Below are 26493 nucleotides of genomic sequence, written 5' to 3' on the forward strand. Positions count from 1 at the left end.
AATTTTATTATAGGGAATTAATATGGGATTTCCAGGTATTGTATATCTCAGCGTATTTCGCGCTTAGCTCTTCCGTTGGGGCTATAGTTTCTAAATGCTCCAGGTTTTCAAAGGCGGCATCAAGGGTAGGGTAGTAGCCGTTTCCGTACGCCGCGCCACGGGCAGCCCCTTCGGCTCCGCTGGTGTTGTACAGCTCTAGTGTGGTTTGGGTAGTGTTTACAAATATTTCGCGGAATACCGGGCTAAGGAACAGATTTGCCCTGCCCGCCTTTACTACGGTTCCTCCGGCATTGATCCCTTTCATAATATCAAAGCCGTAGTTCATGGCAAACACTATACCCTCGCAGGCAGCGCGTACCACTTCGGGGCTGTTGTGTATATTAAAGTTTAGGTTCTGGATACCGCTCATAGCCGGTTTGTTGCTGAAAATACGTTCTACGCCATTACCAAAAGGGTAGAAGCGCAGTCCTTTACTTCCCGGTTCGGCTTTTGCAGCTTCAGTATTCAGTGATTCGTATGATATAAGTCCGTCTGCACCAGTGCTTAGTGTTTTGCGTAGCCATTGGTACAGTATGCCACTACCGTTTATACAAAGCAGCACACCGTTACTTTTATCTTCTTCAATGTTGTTTACGTGTAAGAATGTGTTTACACGGTTGTTTGCATCAAAAGCATTTGCTTTAGTAACCGAGTATATTACTGCCGATGTACCCGCTGTAGTAGCAATTTCACCAGCATTTAGCACACCAAGCGAAAGAGCATTGTTTGGCTGGTCGCCTGCGCGGTAGGTTATTTTTACATCGTTGCTAAGACCAAGCTCGTCAGCAATTTCAGGGTTTATGCTTGCCTGTTGGCCAAAAGTAGGCACCACCTCAGGCAGTAGGTTGTGCGGTAATTCCATAGCATCCAACACTTCGGTAGCCGGACGGTTTTCTGCAAAGTTCCACAAAGCAGCTTCAGAAAGCCCTGATGGCGTAGTTTGTGCCACACCCGAAAGCTTGGCTGCAATATAGTCGCCCGGCAGCATCATAAAGCGCGCTTTATTAAACACCTCCGGTTCGTTATCTTTTACCCATTTAAGTTTGGCAGCGGTAAAGTTGCCCGGGCTGCCCAGTATGCTTTGCTGGCACTTGTCGGTACCCATTTTTTGGTAAATGGCATCTCCGGTTTCGGCTGCGCGGCTGTCGCACCAAATAATTGACGGACGCACCGGATTCAGCTCTTCGTCTGTAAGTACCAAGCCGTGCATTTGGTACGCTATACCTATAGCGGCAATTTTTTTAAGATCGATACCATATTTGCTGTTTAGTAGTGCTATACCTCCCTTGGTATACGCCCACCACGCTTCCGGATTTTGTTCGGCCCAGCCAAATTGTGGTGCCTCAATGGCCATTTCAAATTCCGGTACGGTAACCGATGCGGTGATGGTGCCGCTTTGGGCATCCAATACCGATAGTTTAATTGACGAACTTCCTAAATCGATTCCTAAAAAATACATTGCTTCGGTTTGCTTGTTTTTAGCGCTAAGTCCCACAAACACTAATGGTTTCGGCGACTATAACGTTTTTTCTTATGGTAAATATGACCACAAGTATACGGCGTATTTTTGATTTCAGCAAAATTTTTGCGTAAAAAATTTATTATTCTTAGTTGCTAACAGATTTATTAACAGATGATGAAAAAAATAGAATTTGTTAAGAATTCTCAATTTTTATGTATCTTCGCCTTGTTTTATTCTAAGTGAAGCAATGCTGAAGAAATTTATTGATAGGGAGTCCGGAAAAATTGTAGAACGCACGGTGATGAATGCTATAACCATCGACTGTGTTGTGTTCGGTTTTGATAATGGCAGCCTTGAAGTTTTGTTAGTTCAGCACGGCGAAGGTATACGTAAAGGTGAATGGGGTTTACCCGGTGGGTGGATTAAGGAAACCGAAAGTACTGATGCCGCTGCGCACAGGCTGCTGGCCGACCTAACAGGGCTTGATGACGTATACCTGGAGCAGCTAAAAGCCTTTGGAGAACCTGATCGTTTTCCCTTGGGGCGTGTTATTACTATAGGATATTATGCATTGGTAAAACGCGAAGACTACAATATTAAAGCAGGTTTTACCGCTTCAGATGCTAAATGGTATAAGATAAAGGATATTCCTAAGCTGATATACGACCACAACGACATACTAAATTACAGCTTGGGTCATTTGCGAAACAGGGTAAAACAGGAGCCGTTAGGTTTTAACCTGTTACCTGAGAAATTTACCTTATTTGAGCTGATGCAGCTTTATGAGGAAATTTTAGGCATAGCTATGGATAAATCTAATTTCAGGCGTAAATTTTTGCGTATGAAATTGTTGCTTCCGCTGGATGAAAAGCAGGAAAACGTGTCGCATCGTGCAGCGCAATTATACCAGTTTGACGAAAAAATCTACGAGAAACTTACTAAGAAAGGCTTTAACTTCGAGTTTTAGTCAGTTTCTACTTACTTTTTAACTATTAATGTTGTTTTTAATAGTATTTTAAGCATTATTTAAGTCTAAGTCAGGCAAGTACAGGACACTTTATGCGTGCCTGCTACTTATTTTTGTAGTGGTTATAGCCAGAATCTGAACAGTTAAAGGAGCTAAGAAGAGGTTTGGTTTGTTTTAAATATTTTTTAGAGCTTAATGCCGGGTGGTTCCCGGCATTAATTTTTTATGTAAAGCATATCATTTGCCTGTAAGCGCCGCAACCTGGGCGTTTGTAATATCAGGGTTGGCACCCACCGATGCTGCTACCAGTGCGCCCATGGCACAGGCATAATCTAATGCAGTTTGCGGGTTTTCCCCGCTAAGCAGTTTCATAATCAGTGTAGCCAGGAAAGAGTCGCCTGCACCCACAGTATCGGCTACTTTTACGCTATAGCCATCGTTGTTGTACAAGTGGCCCTGCCACATGAGCAGTGCGCCATGTTTACCCCGGGTTACACACATAGATGTAATACCCGTTGCAGTGGCTATAAACTGCATGTTGTCTTCTATGGTTTTGTGTTGCGAACCCATGGCAATAGCTATTTCCAGCAATTCGTCATCATTAAATTTAATGAAATCTGCTTTTGCTATTAATTTTTTAATAGTTGCTATGCTGTAATGCGGTGGACGCAGGTTTACATCAAATACCTTAAAGGCAGGGTAGTGCAGTAGCTTTTCCAGTGCCGATTCTGAAACCGCATCGCGGCAGGCAAGGCTACCGTAAATAAGTACGTCTGTATTTTCTACCAGCTTCTCGGCGGCTTGATTTAGCTCAATTTTATCCCAAGCCGAAGGGTAATGAATATCATAACTCGCCGAACCGGTATTGTCCAGCGTAACATTTACCACCCCGGTAGGGTAACTTTCGGTTCTTATTATGGCTTCGGTATTAAGCCCCTGTGCTGCTACATAGGTAACTATTTCATCACCATAAGCATCGTTGCCCACACAACTTATCATGCCTGCGTTGCAACCCAGGCTTTGCATACGCAGAGCCAGGTTTAGCGGAGCACCCCCTATTTTTCTTCCTTCGGGGAATACATCCCACAATACTTCTCCGAACGATACTGCATTTATTTTTTCAGGCATTTTCATTTATTCTTTAAAGGCATCCAGTGCAGGTGATGGTGTTCCGTCTTCCATCCAGGCACTGAGAGCATAGTGGCTCCAGCTACGGGCACCTTCCGGTTCCCAGTAAATAACACCAAGCCCTTTGTTGTTAGGTACTTTTTTTACAGCTTTAATTACCGCTACCAGCATATCGCGGGTATTTTCTACTTTAGTGTCCTCGCCGCCTACTTCTACAACCATTACTTCCTTATTGTAGCGTTTAGCCATATCCTTAAGGTTGTTTTCCAGGTCGGCAATATTCTCGGTATAGTCGGTTTTTATCCAAAACGGATAATACGACATGCCTATAACATCATATTTTACATTATTATTGGTGGCATTGTCATAAAACTCTCTAAACTTCTTATTGTTGTTACCTTCATCAAGGTGTACAATTACCTTAATGTTGTTATTTATGGCTTTTGTAGCTTCATATCCTTTATTTAATAGCTGTGCCAGTTGCGGCCAGTTTGTTGTACTGCCATCGGGCCACAGCATACCACCCGGAATTTCGTTGCCCACCTGGACCCACTCTGGCGTAACACCTGCTTTTTCCAGTGAAGCAAGTACATCGTAGGTGTGCTGATATACATCATTAAGCAGTTCGTCAAAACTGTGGTTTGCCCAGACAGCAGGCTTGTTTTGCTTACCGGGATCTGCCCATGAGTCACTATAATGAAAGTCAACCATAATACGCATTCCCATTTTTTGCGCCCTTACCGCCATAGCTACGGTTTCTTCGGGGCTACAATGCCCACTGGCCTTATCGTTGTTTGGGTGTACCCATACACGCAGCCTTATGGTATTCATGCCACGGTCTTTAAGTAATTGCAGGCAATCTTTTTCATTGCCGTCTGCATCCTTAAATTTATAGCCGGTAGCTTCCATTTGTGGCAGCCAGCCCACATCGGCACCTTTGGCAAACGTATTATTTTGTGCAGTAGTGTTTTTGGTTGATGTGCAGGCTGTAAATGCTGTGGTTAAAGCAAGTACAAGTGGTAATATGGCTAAACGTTTTTTCATGGTTAAATTTTATCAAATTTAATGAAACCGTCCCGCATTTTTAAGGTTATGGCAAAAAAAAGCAGGGCACTAATGCCCCGCCCTATATAACCCCGAAAATTGCTTTAATTGTTATTGACCCATAATACCCAGCTCCAGTCCGCGTAGTTCGGCCAGCCCGCGTAGCCTGCCTATAGCCGAATAGCCCGGATGGGTGGTTTTGTGCAGGTCGTCCAGCATTTGATGACCGTGATCCGGCCTGAACGGTATGGGATTAGTACGTTTGTTGTTTTCTTCTATAATGGCTTTCATTATACCATACATATTTACGTCGCCATCCAGGTGGTCTGCCTCAAAGAAGTTGCCTTGAGTGTCTTTTTTTACATTGCGAAGGTGAATGAAGTTAACCCTGTGTTTTACGGCTTCAAAAATTTCATTAATGTTGTTATGTGATCCGGCTCCGAGTGAACCGGTACAGAAGCAAATACCGTTAAAGGCTTCGTTTACCCCGTTTATTATAAATTCCAGGTCGGCTTTATTAGAAGCTATCCTTGGCAGGCCAAGTATAGGATACGGAGGGTCATCCGGGTGTATGGTCATGTTAATAGACTCTTCTTTGCATACATCTGCTATGGATGTAAGGAAGTACAACAGGTTTTCCCTTAGCCCGTCAAAGCCAATGCTCTGGTAAGTGATGATGCTTTGGGTAAGGCTTTCCAGTGTGGTGCTGTCTTCGCCCGGCACACCCATAAGTATAATTTCCTGTAGGGTAGCTTTCTCTGTTTCGGTAATGGTTTCTTTCCTTGCTGCTGCGTTTAGTATATCTTCGGAGTAGTCGGCTGCTGCATTTTCCCTTTTCAGGATATAAATGTCAAAATACGCCAAGTCAGCCCAGTTAAAGTACAGGGCTTTGGCACCATTTGGCATTTCCAGGTCAAGCTGGGTACGTGTCCAGTCCAGTACGGGCATAAAGTTATAGCACACCGTTTTCAGGCCGCAGGCACTCAAGTTTTTAAGCGATTGCCTGTAGTTGTCCAAGTATTTTTCGGCATCGGCGTTGCGTGTTTTTATTGCTTCATGTACCGGCACGCTTTCTACAACACTCCATGTAAGTCCGGCATCTTCTATCTGTTTTTTACGTTTTTGTATTTCGTCTACCGTCCATACGGCGCCATGGGGTACATGGTGTAATGCAGATACTATTCCGGTAGCACCGGCCTGTTTTATATCCTGTAATGTTACGGTATCGTCTGGGCCATACCACCTCCAGGTTTGTTCAAGTTTCATGTTCTTCATGCTTAAATAAATTATACGCCGCTCCAGGCATTGAACCCGCCGTCTACAAAAATGATTTCACCGTTTACAAATCCTGATGCATCGCTAAGTAAATATACAAGAGTTCCCTCAAGTTCCTGCGGTTCACCCAAGCGGGAAAAAGGTGTGTTGCTTACAAATTTTTGTGCTCTTTCAGTAAAAGTACCGTCAGGATTGGTAAGCAGGCTGCGGTTTTGGTCTGTTAGGAATACGCCCGGTGCAATAGCGTTTACACGCACCTTATCGCCGTAGCGTAATGATAATTCTGTGGCCATCCATTTGGTGTATCCGTCTATACCGTGCTTGGCTACATTGTAACCCATTCCGCGGGTAATCGCACGACTGGCTGCCAACGAGGAAATGTTTACAATAGCACCTTTGCCTTTTTCGGCAATAACCCTCCCAAAAATATGGGTAGGTATTATGGTGCCGTATAGGTTTATTTCTATTGCTTTTATGGTATCGGCCATAGAAGCGTCAAATAAGTTTTCTCCCGGGTTTATGGTAGCACCGGGTATGTTTCCGCCGGCAGCATTTACAAGCCCGTCTATGGTGCCAAAGTGGTTTATTATAATGTCTTTTGCTTGTAAAACATCCTGCTCATTAGTTACATCGGCAATGACAGCCAAAGCTTCGGCCCCCAGGCTTTCAGCCAGCGCCACGCGCTCATTGGCTTTGGTTTCGTTACGACCCAGTATTGCAATTTTTCCACCTGCCTGTGCTATGGCGGTTATAAATGATTCGCCCAGTACTCCTGTACCACCGGTTACCACAATTACTTTTCCTTTTAAAGAAAAGGTGTCTAAGATGTTCATTTGCAATTATTCTTTGTTTTGTCTTTTTATGCTTCAATATTAAGCCAAAAAGTTTGTAGGGGTTTTAAAACCATCAGAATTTTAACTAAAACGTATTCGTAGTTTTTTTAAAGGATTTATCGTATCTGTAAGGAAAAGCTGTTTATGCGCAATGGCTGGCGGTGACGGTTGTGGCAATTAAAGTGGAAAAAGCTGTGAAGAGCCACAATTACGCTGTTTTTTAAGATTACGTAACAATGGCAGGTGTAATTAAAACCTTAGGATTATCTTCAGTTAACTTTTGCAAAACATTGCACCATTAGTTTTGCCACCAATTAACAACTAAACACAACATGATAAAAAAACTACTCGTGTTGGTCGCAATCCTTGCGGCCATGGGAAGTTATGCCCAGGGTAATGGCGTAATCTCCGGAAAAATTACAGACAAAGACAATAATTTTTCACTTCCGGGCGCTACCGTTCGCTTTACAGGCAGCAACCGTTACACCATTTCTAACCAGATAGGTGATTACGAATTTTTAAATGTCCCTGCCGGTAGTTACCAGGTAGAGGTATTGTACATTGGTTACCAAACGCTTCAGCAGGATGTAACTGTTGAGGCAGGTAAAACAATAGTGGTAAACTTTGCCATAAGTACTAACTCTGAAAATCTTAATGAGGTAGTAGTTGTAGGCGATCGTCTTCGCGGACAGGCTCGTGCACTGAACCAACAAAAGAACAACCAAAACATTACAAACGTAATTTCGAGTGACCAGGTGGGGCGTTTTCCTGATGCTAATATAGGTGATGCGCTAAAGCGTGTGCCGGGTATTACTATGCAGAACGACCAGGGCGAAGCGCGAAACATTATTATCCGTGGCCTTGCGCCGGCACTAAACTCGGTAACCATTAACGGCGACCGTATTCCTTCGGCTGAAGGTGATAACCGTAACGTACAGATGGACCTTATTCCGTCAGATATGATTGCTACCATGGAGGTAAACAAAACCCTTACCCCCGATATGGATGGTGATGCAATAGGTGGTTCGGTAAACCTTATTACCCGTGCCGCACCAAACGGTGAAAGGATTTCGGCAACGCTTGCCGGTGGTTATGCCCCTATAAGGGAAAACCCTATTTACACCGCAGGCCTTGTATACGGTAACCGCTACCTGGGTGGTAAACTGGGTATGGTAATAAGCGGTTCGTATAATAACAACGACTTCGGTTCTGATAACGTGGAAGCCGTATGGGTAAACGACGATGCAGGCAATACCTATGTAGAGGAAATGGACATACGTAAGTATGATGTGCAGCGTATACGCCGCAGTGGTGCTATAGCATTTGACTATAAGTTTAACGAAAACAACACCATTTACGGTAATGCCATGTACAACTGGAGAGACGACCGCGAAAACCGTTTCCGTACTACGTATGATGATATTGAGGCTAATTATGCTGCCGATGGTACTACCATTGATAGCTTTACCGGACGTGTAAAACGTGAAACAAAAGGTGGTATAGATAACAATCGTAACAAAAGCCGCAGGCTGGAAGACCAGCGTGTACAAAACTATGCCCTACGTGGAGAACACCTGCTTACACCGGGCCTGGACATGGACTGGCAGATGAACTACTCTGAAGCCAGTGAATTCCGTCCGGGTGAAAGGTATATAGAGTTTGAGCAGGAAGGTTTGGCTTTTACGCAAGACGTTTCTAACCCCGAAAGGCCGTTTATAGGCACCACAGGCGAAGACCTTGGTTCTTTTGAGCAGTCAGAACTGACTGAAAACAGGGATAATACCTCAGAGAGTGAGTTTGGTGCCAAGCTTAACTTCCGTTTTCCGCTATCTATAATTAAGGAGCAAAAAGGCCGTATGAGGGTCGGTGCCCGCTTAAGGATTAAAAACAAAGACCGGAACAATATTTTCTATGCTTACGAGCCTGTAGGCGATGCGCCAACACTGGCAGACGTAAATACCAGCTACTTTAACGGTAGTGGATTTAATCCGGGCAGTAAATATATTCCGGGTACATTTGCTTCGGCTGATTACCTAGGTAACCTTGACCTAAACAACCCGTCGCTTTTTGAAAGTGAACTTGATCCGTCTGAATACCTTGCCGTAAACTATACCGCAAAAGAAAATATTTATGCAGGATACGTACGTTGGGACCAGGATCTTACCTCTAAACTATCTATGATAGTGGGTGTACGTATAGAGAATACAAACATAGACTATACCGGTAACAGGGTACTTGACGAAGAAGAACTGGAAGGTACTATAACCAATACAAACTCGTACACTAACGTATTGCCAAACCTTCAGTTTAAATACAATGCTACAGACGACCTTATACTAAGGGCTGCCTTTACTACAGCACTTGCAAGGCCGGATTACTATGCGCTGGCACCTTATGTAAATAACATTGCAGCCGATTCTGAAATTATAGCCGGTAACCCGGACCTGAAAGCTACTTACTCGTATAACTATGATTTTATGGCAGAGAACTACTTTAAATCGGTAGGGCTTGTATCAGCAGGTGCTTTTTATAAAAACCTGAACGATTTTATTTATACTTACAGCAATAATCAGTACAATACTGCTGATTTTGCTGCAGACTTCCCGGGCCAGGATAACCCTGTGCCGGCAGGTGAGGAGTGGACATTCATCCAGTCACGTAATGGTGAAACTGTAGACGTATACGGATTTGAGGTGGCCTTCCAGCGCCAGCTTGATTTCCTTCCGGGGTTCCTTAAGCACTTTGGTATTTACACAAACTATACCTTTACCGAATCTAAGGCAAACGGTATAACTAACGAAGATGGCGAAGAGCGTACAGGTATGAGTCTTCCGGGCACTGCGCCACATATGTTTAACGGTTCTCTTTTCTGGGATAACAACAAGTTTTCTGCAAGGGTATCTTTAAACTATACTGCCGATTATCTTGACGAACTGGGTTCAGATGCGTTCCAGGACAGCTACTACGACAAGCAGCTTTTTGTTGATGCCAACGCTTCATACAAAATAACCAAAAATCTTCGCGTATTTGCTGAGGCTAACAACCTTACAAACCAGCCACTGCGCTATTACCAGGGTATATCTTCAAGAACCAAACAGGTTGAGTTCTATGAAGGCCGTTTTAACCTTGGTCTTAAGTTTGACTTTTAGTAATTTTGAATCTTTGCCTATTTCATGAAAAAACACATAACACTACTTGCTGCGCTTGCACTTTTGGCATCATGCAAAAGCGGCCTTGCACCTGTAAAAGCCGATGCTATAAAACCTACCGTAGTTACACAACCCACACCACACGATACCGATGACCCGTCGGTATGGATAAACCCGGCAGATGCTACTAAGAGTTTAATAATTGGCACCGATAAGGATACCGATGGAGGCTTGTATGTATATGACCTGTCCGGGAAAATAGTAGGTAAAAGCGAAACCCTGAAAAGGCCAAATAACGTAGACATAGCTTATGGACTTACCATAGGAGGGAAGCAGTATGATGTAGCCATTACTACTGAGCGTGAGCGCGACATGATACGTATTTTTTCTATCCCTGATATGAAACCGCTGGATAATGGCGGTATACCTGTTTTTGAAGGAGAAACCGAAAAAGGCCCTATGGGGGTTGCCATATACACGCGCCCGTCAGACAAGGCGATATTTGCCGTGGTAGGGCGCAAAAGCGGCCCATCAGGTTCTTACCTGTGGCAGTACAGGATTAGCGATTCCGGTAACGGATATGCCGCAGCACAGGTGGTGCGTAAGTTTGGTAGCTTCAGTGCCAAAAAAGAAATTGAGGCCATAGCTGTAGATAATGAGCTTGGCTACATTTACTATTGCGACGAGACCCTGGGGATTAAGAAATATATAGCCGACCCTGATGCTAAGAACAATGAGGAGCTTGCGCTATTTGGTACAAAAGGATTTGTATCAGACCACGAAGGTATAGCTATTTACAAAAAGACAGCTACTACGGGTTACATACTAGTATCTAACCAGCAATCTAATACGTTTATGGTTTTCCCGAGGGAAGGTGTAAACGGCGATGCTAACAACCACCCGCTACTGGCAGAAATACCTACTTCTACCATAGAATGCGACGGTGCCGATGCTACCAGCGTAAACTTGGGCGGTAAGTTCCCTAACGGCATGCTTGTAGCCATGAGTAACGGTATGACGTTTCATTACTACGACTGGAACACTATTCAGCAATTGATAGACAAAGGTTACGGACTGAAATAACCAGCATGTATCATAAAAGAAATGAGGTGAGAAACATAATGTTTTTCACCTCATTTTTTATTTATATGGGTAATGCTATTAGCTATTCAGTACTGCAACAAGCTCGTCAAAAGTAACGCTTTGTTGCTCACCTGTACCCAGGTTTTTCAGGGTATAGGTACCTGATGCCATTTCGGCATCACCAGCCATTACCGCATACGGAATGGTACGCTTATCGGCATGTTGGAATTGCTTGCCTATCTTGGCTGCATCAGGGTAAAGCTCGGCTTTTACACCTGCAACACGAAGTTGTGAAACTGCCTTTTGGGCATACAAAGCCTCTTTATCGCCAAAGTTTACAAATAGTACTTTAGTACCTTCGGTAACTGTTTCGGGGAACAGGCCTAAATCTTCTATTACAAGATAAATACGGTCAAGACCAAATGATATACCCACACCACTCAACTTACTATTTTTATCAAAGATGCCGGTAAGGTCGTCATAACGGCCACCACCACCTATAGAGCCCAGTTTCACTCCCTCAGGGGCCGCTACTTCAAATATAGCTCCGGTATAATAGTTAAGCCCGCGTGCCAGGGTAACATCCAAATCAAGGAATGAAGTACCCAGTCCAATTTCGGCTACGTTATCGCAAATAAAACGAAGCTCTTCTACACCTTTCATACCCTCTTCAGATGAAGCAAGCAGGCTGGCAAGTTGCTCTATTTTTTCGCTAATGGTTCCTGTAAAGTTAAATAGCGGCTGTACTTTTTCTATTGCTTCGGCACTAATGCCTTTGGCTTCCATTTCGGCCTTAACACCGGCTTCACCTATTTTATCAAGCTTATCAAGCGCAACGGTAAAGTCGATTAGTTTATCCTTGGCGCCTATAACCTCGGCAATACCGCCAAGTACCTTACGGTTGTTTATTTTTATGGTTACACCTGCCAGTCCAAGTGAGGTAAAAACGGCATCGTACAACTGTACCAGCTCTACTTCCTGCCAGAGAGAAGTACTGCCCACTACGTCGGCATCGCATTGGTAAAACTCACGATAACGCCCTTTTTGGGGTTTATCTGCACGCCATACCGGCTGTATCTGGTAGCGTTTAAAAGGGAATGTTATATCATTCTGGTGCTGTACTACATAACGGGCAAACGGCACGGTTAGGTCGTATCGCAGCGCTTTTTCAGAAATCACAGAGGTTACTTTCTTTGTGCTTAGAAAGATTTCATTATATTTTTTTAAAAATGAAGAAAACGAATTTGAAAAAATATAAGATTGCACTGCAAGGTTATCAACTGAATTAAAGTCCTTTAAAATTTGTTCTTTATTTTCCTTGAAGTACTCTTGCATAAAAAGGTAAGCACTACTGTTAGGATTATCGAAAATTGAAAGGAGCTTTAAATGAAATATATTGTCGAAATCATAATCAATATTAATTTGCTTCGAAGTGTTAATTTCATTCAGTATTTTATAATAACTTTGGACTAGCCTCGTAGAATCATTCACATTATCTCTAACTTTTGAAAGATAATCTCCTGAATCTAATACTTTAAAAATAAGCCTGTCGCCTTCCTCGCCGTATTTTCCCATCAGGGTGTCTGAGTTTTCAAACGAAGGGGTTTCTATAGGCTGAAAGCCGAACAGTTCAAAATGTCGTTTTATTACAGACATGATGTACTGACGCTTAGCCACCTCTGCGGGTGAAAAATCTCTTGTTCCTTTTGGGATTCCCGGTTTTGCCATTGTATAAATTTTTGTGCAAATATAGCCATTTCGGTATTTAGATTTAAGATTTCGGATACCGGAGTGTAACAACCCTGCACAATGAGCGACAAACAATAAACAGAAATGTTTATTTTAGTTTTAATTCTCAATCAGGAACCGTATCATGTTTAACCTTTTCAGGGAAAATACCAAAATAGCGCTGGGCTCCATAAAAGGGCAGGCATTGCGTACTACGCTTACCGTGTTTATTATCAGCCTGGGCATTTTTGCGCTGGTGGTGTTACTTACTGTTGTAGACGTACTCGGAAACAGTTTAAGCAGCAACTTTGGCGGTATGGGGGCTAATACCTTTAGTATCTCCCGCTATGACGGCAGGAACCGTATGGGCCGCCAGAATGATGCTGATGCCCGCGAAAACCCTGCGATAACCTACCCGCAGGCCAAGGCATTTAAGGATCGATATAACTTTCCGGGTATTAAAACATCGTTGTCTTTTGTGGCGGCAAGCAATGCGGAAGTGAAATTTGGTACAAAAAAATCGGATCCGGAAATCACTGTAGTGGGTGCTGACGAGAATTTCCTACCAAACTCAGGACTTGAAGTTACACAAGGGCGCAATTTTTCAAATTTTGATGTGGCTAACAACAGTTATGTATGTATTGTAGGTTCTGATTTTGAAAAAGGTATACTTAAAGATGTAAATCCTATAGGACAGGTACTGTCTATACGCGGGGCTAAGTTTAAGGTAATAGGCGTGCTTAAGGCACGTGGGTCTACCTTTGGTAACCGCCAGGACCTTAATGTGATTGTACCTATTCAGCTTGCACGTTCGCTTTTCACCTCTCCCAGTATAGACTATACAATAAAAGTGGGGGTTACGCACCAGGACTTTTTAGATGGTGCTGTGGGCGAGGCTATACTGGCCATGCGCAGAGTACGTAAGCTACCACCTACGGCTACCGAAAACTTTGGTGTAGAGCGCAGTGATGAGCTTTTGGAAAAGCTGAAGTCTAACACCGACTATTTAGAAGGTATAGCGTGGGGTGTGGGTATCATTACCATATTTGGCTCTTCGGTAGCGTTGATGAATATAATGCTGGTTTCTGTGTCTGAGCGTACACGCGAAATAGGTGTAAGGAAATCGCTTGGTGCCAAGAAAATAACCATAGCAACTCAGTTTTTTACCGAAACCCTTGTTATTTGTTTAATAGGAGGGATTATAGGTATAGTCTTAGGAATCCTGCTTGGGTTTGGTGTTGCTAAGGGATTTGATATTGGTTTTGTTATGCCATGGAAAGCTACACTTTCGGCATTAGGTATTGTAGTGGTGGTAACCATTTTTTCGGGGTTACTTCCGGCAATAAAAGCTGCAAAATTAGATCCGGTTGAGGCTTTGCGATACGAATAGTTTTAGTCGCAGTTTTTAGTCTCAGCAGGCAGTAACTGAAAACTGTGATCACATACTATTACTGGAAACTGTGACTGCGACTGAAAACTTATAAAGTACAGCTAATCATCCTGTCGTTACCGAAAAGGTCTTTGCGGAGTACCACATTTTTAAAGCCCTTATCCTCTAATAAAGCTACGGTTTCCGGGCCAAGGTATTGGTTAATTTCATAGTACAGCTTACCGCCCGGCTTTAGGTGGTGTAGTGCCAGTTGCGCTATTTTCCGGTAAAAAATAAGTGGGTTGTTATCCTCTACAAACAAGGCCAGGTGTGGTTCGTGTTCCAGCACGTTTGGCTTTATTTCTGCTTTTTCAAGATTGCGTACATACGGCGGATTAGATACAATAACGTCATACTGCTGTGGCAGGCTTTCTGCTGCGAGTATATTGGTTTGAATAAAGTTTACACTTATGTCGTTTGTTAACGCATTTTCTTTGGCTACCGCCAAAGCCTCTGCCGAAACATCTATTGCTGCTACTTGTGCTTGTGGCAGGTTCTTAGCCAGGCTAATGGGGATACAGCCGGTACCTGTGCCTATGTCGAGAATGTTTAACTCGGTGCGTTTGTTGTTTTCATGGATTATCCATTCTACAAGCTCCTCGGTTTCAGGTCGTGGAATAAGGGTGTTTTCAGTTACTTTAAACTCAAGGCTATAAAAATACGCCTTGCCAAAAATATACTGAATAGGCCGATATTGTTCCAGTTGATGCAATGCATTTTGCCATTGTTCCTCTTCGTTTCCAGATATCGTTTCGTTATTACGCATCAAATAATCCATGCGTTTCCACCCTTTTAATTCTTCCAGCGAAATGTAAAAAAAACGCTCTGCTTCGGCCACATCATATAGTGGGGCAAGCTTTTCGGTAAATATATCTTTGTATTCTTTTATCGTCATAATCATAGCTTTTTAAGCATCCATACCGGACATGAGCTGTGGCCTGTACATCCCATAGGGGCATCAAGATACTCAAATCCGTACTTCTTGTATAGCTTTTGCGCGGCTTCCATGTAGGGCAGGGTTTCCAGGTAGCATTGGCTATAGCCAAATTCAACTGCGGCTTTCAGGCAGGCTTCCATAAGCAGGGCACCAATGCCTTTTCCGCGGGCAGCGGTGTTGCTATACATTTTCTGTAATTCGCATACTCCGTCGGGTCCATTTTCAAGCGGAGCAATTCCGGCTCCGGCCACAACAATACCATCAACTTCGGCTACACAATATATCAACTTATCGCCTACATATACACTACTAAGTGTATCCAGTGTAGGGTCGGCATAGGCTGTGCCGGTCTTGGGTGCATCAAGCTCATCAAATACCCCACGAATAATGGCTGCTATGGCCGCGTTATCTTCAGGTTGGATTTTTCGGATTACAATATTTTGCATACTGCAAAAATACGGTTATTTGTTAATCTGGGGATTTGTTGATTTAATGTGCTGCTGCTTTAAAGGCGAAAACTTTTAACTTTACAACTTTAATTACAAACATGACTCACGAATTTTACATGCAGCGCTGCCTGGACCTTGCCGAAAACGGTATGCGTGCCGCTATGCCAAACCCAAGTGTAGGTGCGGTGCTGGTGCATAAAGGACGGATAATAGGAGAGGGGCATACCTCGCCTTATGGAGGTCCGCACGGCGAGGTAAATTGTATAAATTCGGTAGTTGATGCTGATAGGAAACTTATACCGGAGTCCACGCTTTATGTAAGCCTGGAACCCTGTAGCCATTATGGCAAAACACCTCCATGCTGCGACCTGATTATAACACAACAGATAAAAAAGATAGTTGTAGGAACTACCGATCCTCATGAAAAAGTAGCGGGCAACGGTATACGGAAACTGAGGGAAGCCGGGCGCGAGGTAATTGTGGGTGTTTTAGAAAAAGAATGCCGTGAGAGCAACCGCAGGTTTTTTACGTTTCATGAAAAGAAAAGACCCTACATTATACTAAAATGGGCTGAAAGTTCCGATGGTTTTTTGAGTCCGGAAACGCGAAACGAAAAGCAGCCGGTATGGATTACTAATGCTTACTCCAGGCAACTGGTTCATAAATGGCGTAGTGAAGAAGCTGCAATATTAGTGGGTACAAAAACCGTACTTGATGATAATCCCAAGCTGGACGTACGGTCGTGGTCGGGACCAAATCCGGTTCGTATAGTGCTGGATAGCAAGGGTAAGATTAATAGTACGTGCAGTGTTAAAGATCAAAAAATCAATACGATAGTTTTGACGGAACTAACAGATTTTACTAATTTAGAGAATCTGTTGTATGAGCAAATCGATTTCGGTAGCCGTCTTCCGGAACACATTACGGAAGTATTGTACAGGCACAACCTGCTTTCTGTGATAATTGAAGGTGGTAGCCAAACCCTGAAAAGCTTTATTGATGCCGGCTTATGGGATGAAGCCCGAATATTTAAAGGTACCGCCGTTTTCGGTAGGGGAGTGGTGTCTCCGGAGATAGCTGGTACAGTGATTGCAAAACAACAAATCCTTAATGATGAACTTTTAATATTGAGGAATTATGGTACAAGCAATAATATTTGACCTTGGGGATGTCTTTCTAAATAAAAATCCCGAAGCCCAGCGCAGGGCACTGGCTGCTTTAGGTCTTACCGATTGGGACAGCGAATTGCAAAAACTTGAACGCCGTTTCGAAGTTGGTGCTATGAGTCGCGAATACTTCATAAAAACGCTGCAGCAGCGCACAAATAATGCTTCAGAAAGTGAAATTGCGGATGCATGGAACGCGAGTATTGGCGATTTTCCGTTAAAAAGGCTTGAGTTCTTACAAAAACTCTCTGAAAATTACCGATTGTTCCTGCTGAGCAATACCGATTCAATTCATATAGAGAAATTTGAACACGATACCGGCAGCAGTTTCTATGGTGATTTTTATCAATGCTTTGAAAAAGTATATTATTCCCATGAAACGGGTGTGAGGAAACCAGATGCAGAGGCATTTAACATGCTGATTAAAAACCATAATTTGCACCCCAAGCGTACGTTGATGGTAGACGATAAAAAGGCCAATACCGATGTAGCTGAAGCGCTGGGTATGAAAGTGTGGACGCTGCTTAAAGAGGAAGAGGATGTTACCCAGCTTTTTGACAGGCCTATATTCTCTTTAGAGAAATCGGCTTAAATAATCTGTGTAATTAGTAATGTGCTAACGCTCATTTGACTATTTTTGCACAAATTTTTTAAGTAATGAAATTTAAATACAGGTTAGCATACTACCTGTTCGGGCTTACCCTGGGCGGATTTCTTGTAACAATGATATTTAACGGACGCGGACAGGATTTTTGTTACCTGCCTAACTGCCGTGTGCTAAAAAATATACGTTCTAAAGGTATTTATGTAAGCGATGAGGTAAAGAAAACGTATACCGAAGGCTGGGTGAACCAAAAGGATGTAGATATGACATTGCAGTATGGAGATGTGGATTTTGATAAAAGTAACAAGCCTGTAAAAGGAGGTAAGCTGTATACTATAGAAGGTAAAAATGCTAAGGGAGAGCCTATTATCATAGAAGTGGTAAACAACGAAGAAAAGGCTACTTTACTTACCGTAAAAAAACTTTAATTTTTTTGTTCTTTTATCTTGCAAGTATAAAAAACAGTGCTATCTTTGCACTCGCAATACGGAACTAATAACAGCAACGTAAAGCGATAGATTGGGGCGATTAGCTCAGCTGGTTCAGAGCACCTCGTTTACACCGAGGGGGTCGGGGGTTCGAACCCCTCATCGCCCACCACTACAAGACTTTGTTTTCGGATAAAGTTGATTAAATCACAGAAAACCTGCACTTTACGAAGTTGCAGGTTTTTTTATTTTACCCTCCTGCACTATCAAAATTTACAAAAATGCCCAAAATTTGTGGCACTTTTTGTGGCACCAAAGAAATTTTTGAAAATGTGCCACAAAATATGATGTAACACTTTGATTGTCAACCGGTAAACCTGCTTAACGACTTGATTTACAGACGCTATAATTCTAATTTTATTAATTTTTAAAATGTTGAATTATGTTAGCAACAAGTTTTGGGTTAACCTTCTTCCTGAAGACCCCGCGAAAAGAGACAAACGACAGGTTAATCTACTTAAGGATTACAGTAGATGGTGTACCTAAAGAAACATCTACACGCCGCCGGTGGGATGCCACCCGATGGGATCAGTCCAAGGAGCGTGCGACCGGTAATAAAGAAGATGCACGAACTGTGAATTTCTTTCTGGAAACCCTTGAGATGAAAATCCAGCAGTACCGCACCGATTTGATGTATGCCGGTAAGCCGGTGACCAGTGAAAAGCTGATGGACTATGTGATGGGAAAGGCCGCATCGCAGAGTAAGGTTGTCCAGGAATTCCAAAAGCACAATGATGAATTATTAGCCTTAGTTGAAAGGGGCGAATATGCCATTGGTACGCACGTACGCTTTGAGGTAGCCAAAAAGCACCTTAAGGAATACCTACGCTTTAAATACAATGTAGAGGATATGGATTTCCGGGAACTCAACTTTGAGTTTGTGAAGGATTATGAGTTTTACCTGAAAACGGTAAAAAACATCAGCCATAACACGGCGGTGAAGTACATTACCAACTTCAAGAAGATTGTATTGCTTGCCATCGACAAGGAAATCATAACCGCAGACCCATTCAAACGCTTCAAGGCAAAGAAAATCAAGGTTCCTAAAAAGCCATTGAGCAGTTATGAACTTGCCCAATTGGAAAACCACACCTTTTCTACCCCACGCCTCTCTACCGTGCGGGATATATTCGTATTCCAATGCTATACCGGACTGGCTTACATTGATGCCTTTAATCTGAAGAAGTCTGATATTAAGTTTGGCATCGATGGTGAGATGTGGATCATTACTGAAAGGCAGAAAACCGGAAGTAATATTAATATCCCACTACTACCGAAAGCCAAAGCGATTATGGAACGCTACAAAGACCATAAGCTTTGCCTGGAACGCAATTCTGTGCTTCCGGTAACCTCCAACCAAAAGATGAACGCCTATCTGAAGGAAATAGCTGACCTGTGCGGCATCGAAAGCACCTTGAACACACACAAGGCCAGGCGCACCTTCGGAAGCACCGTAACGCTTAATAATGACGTGCCTATCCACGTGGTGAAAGAATTACTCGGACACCAGTCGGTAAAGCAAACTGAAGAGTATGCCATAACCGAGCAGCAGTCTGTTGGAAGGGAAATGAAGCAGTTGCAATTAAGGCTAAGCAGCAAGGGAACCACACCTGAGCCACCGTCTCCGGATATCATATCCAAAATGCAGCAGGAAATACAGGAGTTAAAAGAGCTGCTTGCGCTGTCTCACGGAACTATTCATCTTAAAAAAGTTTAAATCATGGAAAATAATTTTGTAGAAATCCTTCAAATAATAAAACAATCACGCACGAATGCTATTAAAGCTGTAAATGCTGAATTAATAAACTTGTACTGGAATGTAGGTATGTACATCAGTAATAAATTAAAACTTTCTGATTGGGGAGATAAAACTGTTGCTGACTTATCAGAGTATCTCCAACGTAATAACCCAGAGCTTAAAGGTTTTAATAGTAGAGGACTGTATCGGATGATACAGTTCTATGAATCTTATCCGGAGAATCATAAGTTAATAATAGACTCTGAAAGATCCTTTGAGCCTAAAAATCAAAGCTCTACAATTGTGTCATCACTGATGACACAATTTAAAACAATCGATGTAAAGAGTAGTACGATTGCAAAAATCAGTTGGACGCATCACATGACTATTTTCTCACGATGTAAATTAAATGAAGAGCGTGAATTCTATATTAAGCTATGTATTCGAGAGAACTATAGTGTCAGAGAACTTGACCGTCAGATTAATTCCAGTTTATTTGAACGGGCGATGACAAGTGAAAATCCTAAATCCGTTATGCCGAAAAATTCTAAAACAGATATCCAAGATGTGTTTAAGGACAGCTATGTTTTTGACTTTCTAAATTTGCCGGACTCACACAGTGAAAGCGAACTGCAAAAAGGATTGCTCAACCGCATGAAGGATTTCATCCTGGAATTAGGCAGAGATTTTATTTTTATCGGCGAAGAATATAAACTAATGGTCGGGAACAGTGATTTTCACATTGACTTATTGTTTTATCATCGGGGTTTACAATGTTTAGTTGCTTTTGAACTGAAAGCAGGTAAATTCAAACCGGAGCATATCGGGCAACTTAATTTCTATCTTGAAGCACTTGACAGAGATGTCAAGAAAGAACACGAGAACCCAAGTATCGGAATTTTACTTTGTAAAGACAAGAATAATCAGGTAGTTGAATATGCGTTGAGTAGGAGCCTTTCCCCGACAATGGTTGCTGAATATCGCACGCAACTTCCTGACAAGGAACTGCTGCAACAAAAGTTCAGCGATATTTTTGAAGATGAAAACGAACCAAATAACAATCAAGATTAAAATTAAAAACGTTACCGATATGGTAACGTTTTTTTTTATGTCATTGATGTACATCCAACTTTAGAAATTGTTTAAATATAATTTGGACAATAAAATTTTTATTTTTAAAATTGTAAATGCTTGTTGGCAAGCTAGCCCGTTCGTGCAAAGATTTTATCAGCCAATAGTTTAATAATGCTAACCTACCTGCTTATTATCCAAACAAGATTACGAACGCAAATACTCCAGGATAACTAAGTAGGTTTAAAAACAGGTATGTATTATGAAACCTATTGAGTATTTAAAACTTCAGGCAAAAAATCTTCACAGAGATTTTAAAACCCAAACTTCGTCGTTCAATCAGGAATTGCGTCGCAACGTTTACAACTATGATCCGAAATTTTTTAAGTTCGACCTGCTTGTAAATGACTTCAACATTAACGAAGAAAAATTCACCCTAATGAATGCCCAGCATATCATTGCCAAATTATGCGGACTTGAAAAATGGACGGACTTCACAAACGCTTCGCCGGCCAAAATCGAGTTGTCAATTCTACTGTATACGAACATGGACAAGCTTGAATTGAGGGATTGGGATGAATATGTCTTGCGTATTGAAACCGAAAATGAAGTAGAGCTTGACGATGAATTTAAATTGCAAATCTTTGAAGAAGGATTTTTAGAGTGGCAGCAAGACGTTTTCTATGATGACTATCGGTTGTCCAAAGATGAGGACACAGAAATTGAGTGGGAACCACGTAACTCTGTATCAGGTACATTTGCCGAAAAAATTTCATCACTGCCTCTGGAAAAAGAGGATTGGCAAGAATTTATCGAAACAGCTAATCTTGTTTTTGAGAATGTTTTAGATAGGATTGAGCCAGAGAAACCAGTACTAGTTCGTGAACTATGGGATGCAGAAAAATACGTTTACGAAGTTTTAAAACCTGAAATGTTACCAATTGATCGGGATTATGCATTGTCTTTGATTGAAGCCTTTTTGGTTCATCACGTTATTGGATTAGCCACTGAAGCTGAAAAGTAATATTCTCGAATATCATTTTAACATAGGTACGTAATTGTCGCAGCAGTGTTGCAACAATTATAAATAACACATAATCAATATGCTAAATTTGTCGCATCACTGACGCGACAAATTCAACCATAAATGAAAAACTCGCACCAGTGTTGCGAGTTTTTATATATTGAAGAGTATCTCAATCTCGTCCCTGTATACCCCTAGTCTTAATACACCCCTATTATTGATTATTAATAGGGAGAATATGTATCAGTGCTTCACAAGTAACGCCATTTTCTTCACGCTCGAAGACCACAAATTCAACATGTAGGACTTTGTATTCAGTCCCTTCAAGCCAAAGGGTTTTATTCCTTTTAAAAGTTATGGTACTGTCTTCCCTGTTGCCCAGCAGGTTGTAAACCTGATGTGTTGTAAAAAGTGTTTCACCATTTACAAACGTTATTTTAGTCTTTAAATCTGCCATTGTTAATCGTATTTAAAGCAAAGAGCATAAGCGGAGAAGTTATATCTGGCTTAAACGGAGTTTATTATTTGGCGTTTCGCTCGTTTTGTTGGAAACGTTGTATCCGTTGCCCCGGTATGCTCTTTTTGTCGGCATCCTCCGGGAGTTGCTTTTCCGGCGGTGTATTTGTAAAATGCCCGTTGGCATCTACATAAACAATCATGCTTTCAAAGCCTTTGCCTTTATTATTGCTCGTTTTCCTGTCTTGTCGCTTTTGCGCCTTCTGTTTTTTTATCAGGGTCTTTTTCTTGTTGTTTTCTTTCTTAAAAAAAGAATCTGCCATCGTATATAAATGATTTTAAAAGTGAAATACTGTATTATTGCCTGGTGGTTTAATTTTGCTGGCTAAAGGGATTACAAAGCGGAAACCGCCAGCTTAAAGCCAATGAGTTTTTCGATGCTCCTTAGGTCAGCTTTTTCTTCATTTCCACAAAACGATACCGCTGTGCCGCTATTACCGCCACGACCTGTACGGCCAATGCGGTGTACATAGGTTTCCGGCACATCGGGCAGGTCAAAATTAATCACGTGTGGAAGCTCGTCAATATCAATACCTCGGGCTGCTATGTCGGTAGCCACAAGGACACGAAGTTGATTTACCTTAAAGCCCTGCAATGCTTTCTGCCTTGCATTTTGAGATTTGTTACCGTGTATGGCTGCTGCAAATATGCCTTCTTTTACAAGAAGCTTTACCAGCTGGTCAGCGCCACGCTTGGTGCGGGTAAATACCAGCGAACGCGAAATTCCTCTATCACTAAGAATATGCGTAAGCAATTTTTCCTTATCCCTCTTATCGACAAAATATACACTCTGGCTTACCGTTTTTGCAGCGGAAGATACCGGAGCTACACTTACGTATTCCGGGTTTTTAAGCAAGCTGTCGGCCAATTGCTGTATGGCATTAGGCATAGTAGCCGAGAAAAACAGTGTTTGCCTTTTAGCCGGTAGCTTGGTAATGATCTTTTTTACATCACGTACAAAGCCCATATCAAGCATACTGTCAGCCTCATCCAGTACAAATATTTCAAGGTGAGAAAGGTCTATGTATTGTTGTTGTAGTAAATCCAGCAACCTGCCGGGCGTGGCTATCAATATATCAACGCCGTTACGCAGTGCCTTAACCTGGTGGAATTGCGACACGCCTCCGTAAATGGCAGTATGCTTTAAACTAAGATATTGCCCGTAAGCGCTAAAGTTATCGCTTATCTGTATTGCCAGTTCACGCGTGGGCGTAAGTACAAGCGACCTGATAGCTTTTGGCTTTTTTGCCTGCCTGCCTGACAGTTGTTGTAAAATAGGGATTGCAAAGGCAGCGGTTTTACCCGTGCCGGTCTGGGCGCAGCCTATCAGGTCTTTACCTGAAAGGATTACCGGTATGGCCTGCCCTTGTATGGGAGTTGGTGTTGTGTAATTTTGTTGTCCCAAAGCTTTAAGTATGGGAGCTGAAATATTTAAATTTTCAAATGTCATGATAAAGTGTGCCGTAATGGCTTTTGTTTAAAGTAGTAGCCTAAATACCAAAGAGGTATTTAAGGCCTGAAATTCTCAGGATGGTACGATGCGGGGAATAAATCCGGGCAGCGCCCGCTCAATACCAGATGAATTTTATAAACAAAAACTGTCACTATTATAGGAATAGAAAATTCAAAAGGCAGAAAAAAACAAGAATGGCCTAAGCCATTCTTATCTGTATACATGAGTTTAGTATCTTCTGTCGTTAGACCTTGAATAGCCACCGCCTCCGCGGTTAGAACCAAAACCTGAATTTGCCGGTTTAGGGCGGGCTTCATTCACCACAATCACCTGGCTGTCCAGCCTTGAATTGTTCAGTTCTTCAATCGCTGTTTCCGCTTCTGAGGTGTTTGGCATTTCTACAAAACCAAATCCTTTTGGACGGCCACTAACCTGGTCAATGATTAATTTTACGGAAGTTACTTCTCCGTAGGCAGCGAAAGCATCGCGCACCTGACTTTCTGAGGTACCATACCCCAGGTTTGCTACATAAATGTTCATAATGTAAATTGTTTAAATTAAATAAGGCAACTGAAACGCCTGAACTGAAGAGTAAGAAAGGACAAATTTTACAAGATGGACAAATTTGCTTATCAGCGTGAGCATTGGCAGAGAACCAATATGGGTCAAAGGTAAGCTAAATATAATTAGCAACACCTGTTTATCTGGGAAATTTTAAAAATAAAAAATTGAAAATCAATAAAATAGATTTTTTTACAAAACTATATCACACTACTTTTTCACGCCGATCGGTATTTAACACGTACTGTTCCAACTTCATAAGCATACTTTTTCAGTACACGATAGTGCGAGCGCATCGCAGAAAAGAACGTCGGGCTTTCAATATAGGGTAAACCATATTCCTGTGCGGTCTGCTTTACTATTTTACCAATCTCGGCATAGTGTATATGGCAAACTTTTGGAAATAAATGGTGCTCTATCTGCCTGTTCAGCCCGCCAAGGAAGAATGCTGCTATACGGCTGTCAGAAGAAAAGTTAGCCGTAGTACGCATTTGGTGTTCTGCCCATGCTTCCTCCATTGTACCCGTGGTATTGGCATCCGGGAAATCCGTTTCTTCTACCACGTGTGCCAACTGGAACACAAGCCCCATGGTGAGCCCCTGTGCCAGGTGCAGGGCAACAAAACCAATGATAAACTGCCACCAGGTAATGTTCAGGACAAGTAATGGCAGTACGATGAACAAAAAATAATATAAGCCCTTAGAGGCAAATAGGTTAAAATATTCTTTTGCCGGGTGCTTCACCGTAACCTGTCCTATCTTCTTTTGGAATATCTTCATGAAATCCTTGCGAAAAACCCACGACAGGCTGGCTAATCCATAAAGGGGAAATGCGTACCAATGCTGGAAGCGCTGTATTTTTCTTTTGGGATCGTCTTCTTCAATACGTATCAGCCCCGGGGCAATAACAAGGTCTTCGTCGTGACCGGGGATATTGGTGAAAGTATGGTGTACGCCATTATGGGAAATATTCCAGATGTAAGGGCTGGCACCCAAAAGGTTGAATACCATGCCAAGTGCTTTGTTAACGTGTTTATTGGCCGAAAACGAACCGTGGATAGCATCGTGGCAGATATTAAAGCCTACAAAGGCACTGAACATACCTAAAAGCACGGCAAGACCAAGCATGGCTAAGGATGGCAGAACACCGGAAATAACCAGTGCATAACACCCAAAGAAACCGCCAAGAAAAATGAGGGTTTTGACCCACATCGCCATATTAGCATGTTTATGCTTTCCTGTTTCGGCAAAGTGGGCATCTACCCGTTGCCTGACTGCTGTAAAAAAAGCGGATTTGGGAGGGAATTTCAAACGTTTTGTCATGATAACGACATAGCTACAACCTTAAATTCACTATGCAATCAATGAGACAGGACGGTGAGAGGGCATTCTATAGTATTGGAGTTCCAATAATTTTTTCGGAAGTGTTCCTTTGTTGAAGTATACAAAGATAACGCTTTTTTTTACTTCTTATTGTTTGAAAAACAATTTCATTACAGGTGAATGATTGGGATTATGTTTTACATTACAGATATACAACAGGTCAGTTGCCTGTTACCTGCTTTGCTTTTTTTTCGAGAGCAACTGTAAGCTCCCCCAAAAATAGTACAGTTTAAAAGTAGAATTTTTAATAACTTTAAAACTGTAATTATGAAGACCAGTAAATTCACCCCTACGCAGATTGCCAAGATTCTAAAGGAGTTTGAATCAGGCAAAGATGTTGATACCATAAGCCGTGAGCATGGTGTTAGCAAAGCTACCTTTTATAAATGGCGCCAGCGATATGGTGGCATGGAAGCCAGCGAGCTCAAGCGTGTAAAAGCCCTTGAAGAAGAAAATGCGAAGCTCAAACGCATGTATGCCGACCTTGCCCTTGAACTGGACATGGCTAAGTATATTATCGAAAAAAAGCTTTAAAGCCTTGCCATAAAAGAGCTATAGTAACCGACCTGGTTAGTGTTTTCCACAACGGCAAAAGCAAGGCTTGCCGCCTCTTACAAACCAGCCGGAGCAGTTTGTCTTACCTGTCAGTAAAAGATGACGCCCGGCTTATTAAACGCCTTGAAGGCTTTGCAAAAGACCATCCCCGGGAAGGCTTTTGGAAATGTTATTACCGCCTGCGCAATAGCGGCACCAAAATAAACCACAAGCGCCTGCACAGGGTATATAAGCAATTAGGGCTTCCTTTACGCAGAAAGATAAAGAAACGTTTGCCTGAAAGGATTAAGGAAGCTATTGTTATCCCCGAGGGGTTTACCCACACCTGGAGCATTGATTTTATGAGCGACAGCCTTGCAGGCGGCAGGAAGTTCCGCAGCTTTAATGTAATTGATGATTACAACAGAGAGGT

The 26493-nt window shown here is 42.3% G+C and carries 23 protein-coding genes, 1 tRNA gene and 1 pseudogene; 12 read left to right on the forward strand and 13 right to left on the reverse strand.

The genetic code is table 11. From position 1 onward, the window contains the following. Nucleotides 1-7: 7 nt before the first annotated feature. Entirely contained in the window at nt 8-1498 is a 1491-nt protein-coding gene (locus tag ACLI1A_RS19185; RefSeq protein ID WP_411410317.1) for a xylulokinase, read from the reverse strand. Nucleotides 1499-1748: 250 nt separating this feature from the next. On the opposite strand from ACLI1A_RS19185, the gene ACLI1A_RS19190 reads away from it, so the two are divergent. Beyond that, entirely contained in the window at nt 1749-2468 is a 720-nt protein-coding gene (locus tag ACLI1A_RS19190; protein ID WP_411410318.1) for an NUDIX hydrolase, read from the forward strand. 237 nt (nt 2469-2705) lie between these two features. Here ACLI1A_RS19190 and ACLI1A_RS19195 read toward each other — a convergent pair whose 3' ends face one another. From ACLI1A_RS19195 to ACLI1A_RS19210, 4 genes are all read right to left on the reverse strand, one after another. Next, entirely contained in the window at nt 2706-3596 is an 891-nt protein-coding gene (locus tag ACLI1A_RS19195; protein WP_411410319.1) for a carbohydrate kinase family protein, read from the reverse strand. A 6-nt stretch (nt 3597-3602) separates the two neighbouring features. Further along, nucleotides 3603-4640: an arabinogalactan endo-beta-1,4-galactanase gene (locus ACLI1A_RS19200; protein ID WP_411410320.1), complete on the reverse strand. Its 1038-nt coding sequence runs from the start codon at nt 4638-4640 to the stop codon at nt 3603-3605. A 111-nt stretch (nt 4641-4751) separates the two neighbouring features. Then, on the reverse strand, nt 4752-5906 hold the full coding sequence (gene uxuA, locus ACLI1A_RS19205; RefSeq protein ID WP_411410338.1) for a mannonate dehydratase: 1155 nt from the start codon (nt 5904-5906) through the stop codon (nt 4752-4754). 20 nt (nt 5907-5926) lie between these two features. Beyond that, nucleotides 5927-6748, reverse strand: a complete 822-nt coding sequence (locus ACLI1A_RS19210) for an SDR family oxidoreductase (protein WP_411410321.1) — start codon at nt 6746-6748, stop codon at nt 5927-5929. A 332-nt stretch (nt 6749-7080) separates the two neighbouring features. Between ACLI1A_RS19210 and ACLI1A_RS19215 the strand changes: the two genes are divergently transcribed. Together ACLI1A_RS19215 and ACLI1A_RS19220 are read left to right on the forward strand one after the other, a co-directional pair. Then, the gene (locus tag ACLI1A_RS19215; RefSeq protein ID WP_411410322.1) at nt 7081-9897 is read left to right on the forward strand and encodes a TonB-dependent receptor; all 2817 of its coding nucleotides are present in this window, start codon (nt 7081-7083) and stop codon (nt 9895-9897) included. A 24-nt stretch (nt 9898-9921) separates the two neighbouring features. Beyond that, nucleotides 9922-10980 (forward strand): phytase, encoded by a 1059-nt coding sequence (locus ACLI1A_RS19220; RefSeq protein ID WP_411410323.1) that lies wholly within the window; start codon nt 9922-9924, stop codon nt 10978-10980. A 78-nt stretch (nt 10981-11058) separates the two neighbouring features. On the opposite strand, the gene hisS is transcribed toward ACLI1A_RS19220, so the two are convergent. Continuing rightward, nucleotides 11059-12708 (reverse strand): histidine--tRNA ligase, encoded by a 1650-nt coding sequence (hisS, locus tag ACLI1A_RS19225; protein WP_411410324.1) that lies wholly within the window; start codon nt 12706-12708, stop codon nt 11059-11061. Between the two features lie 145 nt (nt 12709-12853). Here hisS and ACLI1A_RS19230 point away from each other — a divergent pair, with 145 nt between their 5' ends. Next, the gene (locus ACLI1A_RS19230) at nt 12854-14098 is read left to right on the forward strand and encodes an ABC transporter permease (protein WP_411410325.1); all 1245 of its coding nucleotides are present in this window, start codon (nt 12854-12856) and stop codon (nt 14096-14098) included. An 88-nt stretch (nt 14099-14186) separates the two neighbouring features. Here ACLI1A_RS19230 and prmC read toward each other — a convergent pair whose 3' ends face one another. Together prmC and ACLI1A_RS19240 are read right to left on the reverse strand one after the other, a co-directional pair. Beyond that, nucleotides 14187-15032: a peptide chain release factor N(5)-glutamine methyltransferase gene (gene prmC / locus ACLI1A_RS19235; protein WP_411410326.1), complete on the reverse strand. Its 846-nt coding sequence runs from the start codon at nt 15030-15032 to the stop codon at nt 14187-14189. Between the two features lie 2 nt (nt 15033-15034). Next, on the reverse strand, nt 15035-15520 hold the full coding sequence (locus tag ACLI1A_RS19240) for a GNAT family N-acetyltransferase (protein ID WP_411410327.1): 486 nt from the start codon (nt 15518-15520) through the stop codon (nt 15035-15037). Nucleotides 15521-15621: 101 nt separating this feature from the next. Between ACLI1A_RS19240 and ribD the strand changes: the two genes are divergently transcribed. From ribD to ACLI1A_RS19275, 7 genes are all read left to right on the forward strand, one after another. Then, nucleotides 15622-16683 carry a bifunctional diaminohydroxyphosphoribosylaminopyrimidine deaminase/5-amino-6-(5-phosphoribosylamino)uracil reductase RibD gene (ribD, locus tag ACLI1A_RS19245; RefSeq protein WP_411410328.1) on the forward strand — a complete coding sequence of 354 codons (1062 nt, stop codon included), beginning with the start codon at nt 15622-15624 and terminating at the stop codon, nt 16681-16683. Then, entirely contained in the window at nt 16661-17281 is a 621-nt protein-coding gene (locus ACLI1A_RS19250; RefSeq protein ID WP_411410329.1) for an HAD family hydrolase, read from the forward strand. Before ribD ends, ACLI1A_RS19250 begins: the two co-directional genes overlap by 23 nt. A 65-nt stretch (nt 17282-17346) precedes the next feature. Next, entirely contained in the window at nt 17347-17721 is a 375-nt protein-coding gene (locus ACLI1A_RS19255; protein WP_411410330.1) for a DUF4258 domain-containing protein, read from the forward strand. A gap of 94 nt (nt 17722-17815) precedes the next feature. Next, nucleotides 17816-17893: transfer RNA gene (locus ACLI1A_RS19260), tRNA-Val, on the forward strand. A gap of 270 nt (nt 17894-18163) precedes the next feature. Further along, entirely contained in the window at nt 18164-19498 is a 1335-nt protein-coding gene (locus ACLI1A_RS19265) for a site-specific integrase (protein WP_411410331.1), read from the forward strand. Nucleotides 19499-19501: 3 nt separating this feature from the next. Next, a complete protein-coding gene (locus ACLI1A_RS19270; RefSeq protein WP_411410332.1) occupies nt 19502-20590 on the forward strand; it encodes a PDDEXK nuclease domain-containing protein in 1089 nt (362 codons plus the stop codon). A 262-nt stretch (nt 20591-20852) separates the two neighbouring features. Continuing rightward, on the forward strand, nt 20853-21614 hold the full coding sequence (locus ACLI1A_RS19275) for a hypothetical protein (RefSeq protein WP_411410333.1): 762 nt from the start codon (nt 20853-20855) through the stop codon (nt 21612-21614). Between the two features lie 214 nt (nt 21615-21828). Here the strand turns inward: ACLI1A_RS19275 and ACLI1A_RS19280 are convergent, their stop codons facing one another. The 5 genes from ACLI1A_RS19280 to ACLI1A_RS19300 form a co-directional block, all read right to left on the reverse strand. After that, entirely contained in the window at nt 21829-22071 is a 243-nt protein-coding gene (locus ACLI1A_RS19280) for a hypothetical protein (RefSeq protein WP_411410334.1), read from the reverse strand. Nucleotides 22072-22135: 64 nt separating this feature from the next. Next, entirely contained in the window at nt 22136-22393 is a 258-nt protein-coding gene (locus ACLI1A_RS19285) for a hypothetical protein (protein ID WP_411410335.1), read from the reverse strand. 71 nt (nt 22394-22464) lie between these two features. Beyond that, nucleotides 22465-23580 (reverse strand): DEAD/DEAH box helicase, encoded by a 1116-nt coding sequence (locus ACLI1A_RS19290; protein ID WP_411410336.1) that lies wholly within the window; start codon nt 23578-23580, stop codon nt 22465-22467. 231 nt (nt 23581-23811) lie between these two features. Next, a complete protein-coding gene (locus ACLI1A_RS19295; RefSeq protein WP_322625354.1) occupies nt 23812-24123 on the reverse strand; it encodes an RNA-binding protein in 312 nt (103 codons plus the stop codon). A 239-nt stretch (nt 24124-24362) separates the two neighbouring features. Then, nucleotides 24363-25361 (reverse strand): fatty acid desaturase family protein, encoded by a 999-nt coding sequence (locus ACLI1A_RS19300; protein WP_411410337.1) that lies wholly within the window; start codon nt 25359-25361, stop codon nt 24363-24365. 432 nt (nt 25362-25793) lie between these two features. Between ACLI1A_RS19300 and ACLI1A_RS19305 the strand changes: the two are divergent. Continuing rightward, nucleotides 25794-26493 (forward strand): annotated as a pseudogene (locus tag ACLI1A_RS19305) (transposase); the annotation flags it as partial.

This window comes from Flavobacterium sp. RHBU_3, from assembly GCF_046613565.1.
Lineage (GTDB): Bacteria > Bacteroidota > Bacteroidia > Flavobacteriales > Flavobacteriaceae > Flavobacterium.

Excerpts from the sequence above, each read along its gene's own strand:
- ACLI1A_RS19215 (WP_411410322.1), top strand. The coding sequence starts at position 7,081 with ATGATAAAAAAACTACTCGTGTTGGTCGCAATCCTTGCGGCCATGGGA.
- ACLI1A_RS19255 (WP_411410330.1), top strand. The coding sequence starts at position 17,347 with ATGAAATTTAAATACAGGTTAGCATACTACCTGTTCGGGCTTACCCTG.
- ACLI1A_RS19240 (WP_411410327.1), bottom strand. The coding sequence starts at position 15,520 with ATGCAAAATATTGTAATCCGAAAAATCCAACCTGAAGATAACGCGGCC.
- ACLI1A_RS19230 (WP_411410325.1), top strand. The coding sequence starts at position 12,854 with ATGTTTAACCTTTTCAGGGAAAATACCAAAATAGCGCTGGGCTCCATA.
- ACLI1A_RS19270 (WP_411410332.1), top strand. The coding sequence starts at position 19,502 with ATGGAAAATAATTTTGTAGAAATCCTTCAAATAATAAAACAATCACGC.
- hisS (WP_411410324.1), bottom strand. The coding sequence starts at position 12,708 with ATGGCAAAACCGGGAATCCCAAAAGGAACAAGAGATTTTTCACCCGCA.
- ACLI1A_RS19290 (WP_411410336.1), bottom strand. The coding sequence starts at position 23,580 with ATGACATTTGAAAATTTAAATATTTCAGCTCCCATACTTAAAGCTTTG.
- ACLI1A_RS19275 (WP_411410333.1), top strand. The coding sequence starts at position 20,853 with ATGAAACCTATTGAGTATTTAAAACTTCAGGCAAAAAATCTTCACAGA.
- prmC (WP_411410326.1), bottom strand. The coding sequence starts at position 15,032 with ATGACGATAAAAGAATACAAAGATATATTTACCGAAAAGCTTGCCCCA.
- ribD (WP_411410328.1), top strand. The coding sequence starts at position 15,622 with ATGACTCACGAATTTTACATGCAGCGCTGCCTGGACCTTGCCGAAAAC.
- ACLI1A_RS19195 (WP_411410319.1), bottom strand. The coding sequence starts at position 3,596 with ATGCCTGAAAAAATAAATGCAGTATCGTTCGGAGAAGTATTGTGGGAT.
- ACLI1A_RS19300 (WP_411410337.1), bottom strand. The coding sequence starts at position 25,361 with ATGGCGATGTGGGTCAAAACCCTCATTTTTCTTGGCGGTTTCTTTGGG.
- ACLI1A_RS19285 (WP_411410335.1), bottom strand. The coding sequence starts at position 22,393 with ATGGCAGATTCTTTTTTTAAGAAAGAAAACAACAAGAAAAAGACCCTG.
- ACLI1A_RS19185 (WP_411410317.1), bottom strand. The coding sequence starts at position 1,498 with ATGTATTTTTTAGGAATCGATTTAGGAAGTTCGTCAATTAAACTATCG.
- uxuA (WP_411410338.1), bottom strand. The coding sequence starts at position 5,906 with ATGAAACTTGAACAAACCTGGAGGTGGTATGGCCCAGACGATACCGTA.
- ACLI1A_RS19220 (WP_411410323.1), top strand. The coding sequence starts at position 9,922 with ATGAAAAAACACATAACACTACTTGCTGCGCTTGCACTTTTGGCATCA.
- ACLI1A_RS19250 (WP_411410329.1), top strand. The coding sequence starts at position 16,661 with ATGGTACAAGCAATAATATTTGACCTTGGGGATGTCTTTCTAAATAAA.
- ACLI1A_RS19280 (WP_411410334.1), bottom strand. The coding sequence starts at position 22,071 with ATGGCAGATTTAAAGACTAAAATAACGTTTGTAAATGGTGAAACACTT.
- ACLI1A_RS19190 (WP_411410318.1), top strand. The coding sequence starts at position 1,749 with ATGCTGAAGAAATTTATTGATAGGGAGTCCGGAAAAATTGTAGAACGC.
- ACLI1A_RS19200 (WP_411410320.1), bottom strand. The coding sequence starts at position 4,640 with ATGAAAAAACGTTTAGCCATATTACCACTTGTACTTGCTTTAACCACA.
- ACLI1A_RS19265 (WP_411410331.1), top strand. The coding sequence starts at position 18,164 with ATGTTAGCAACAAGTTTTGGGTTAACCTTCTTCCTGAAGACCCCGCGA.
- ACLI1A_RS19210 (WP_411410321.1), bottom strand. The coding sequence starts at position 6,748 with ATGAACATCTTAGACACCTTTTCTTTAAAAGGAAAAGTAATTGTGGTA.
- ACLI1A_RS19295 (WP_322625354.1), bottom strand. The coding sequence starts at position 24,123 with ATGAACATTTATGTAGCAAACCTGGGGTATGGTACCTCAGAAAGTCAG.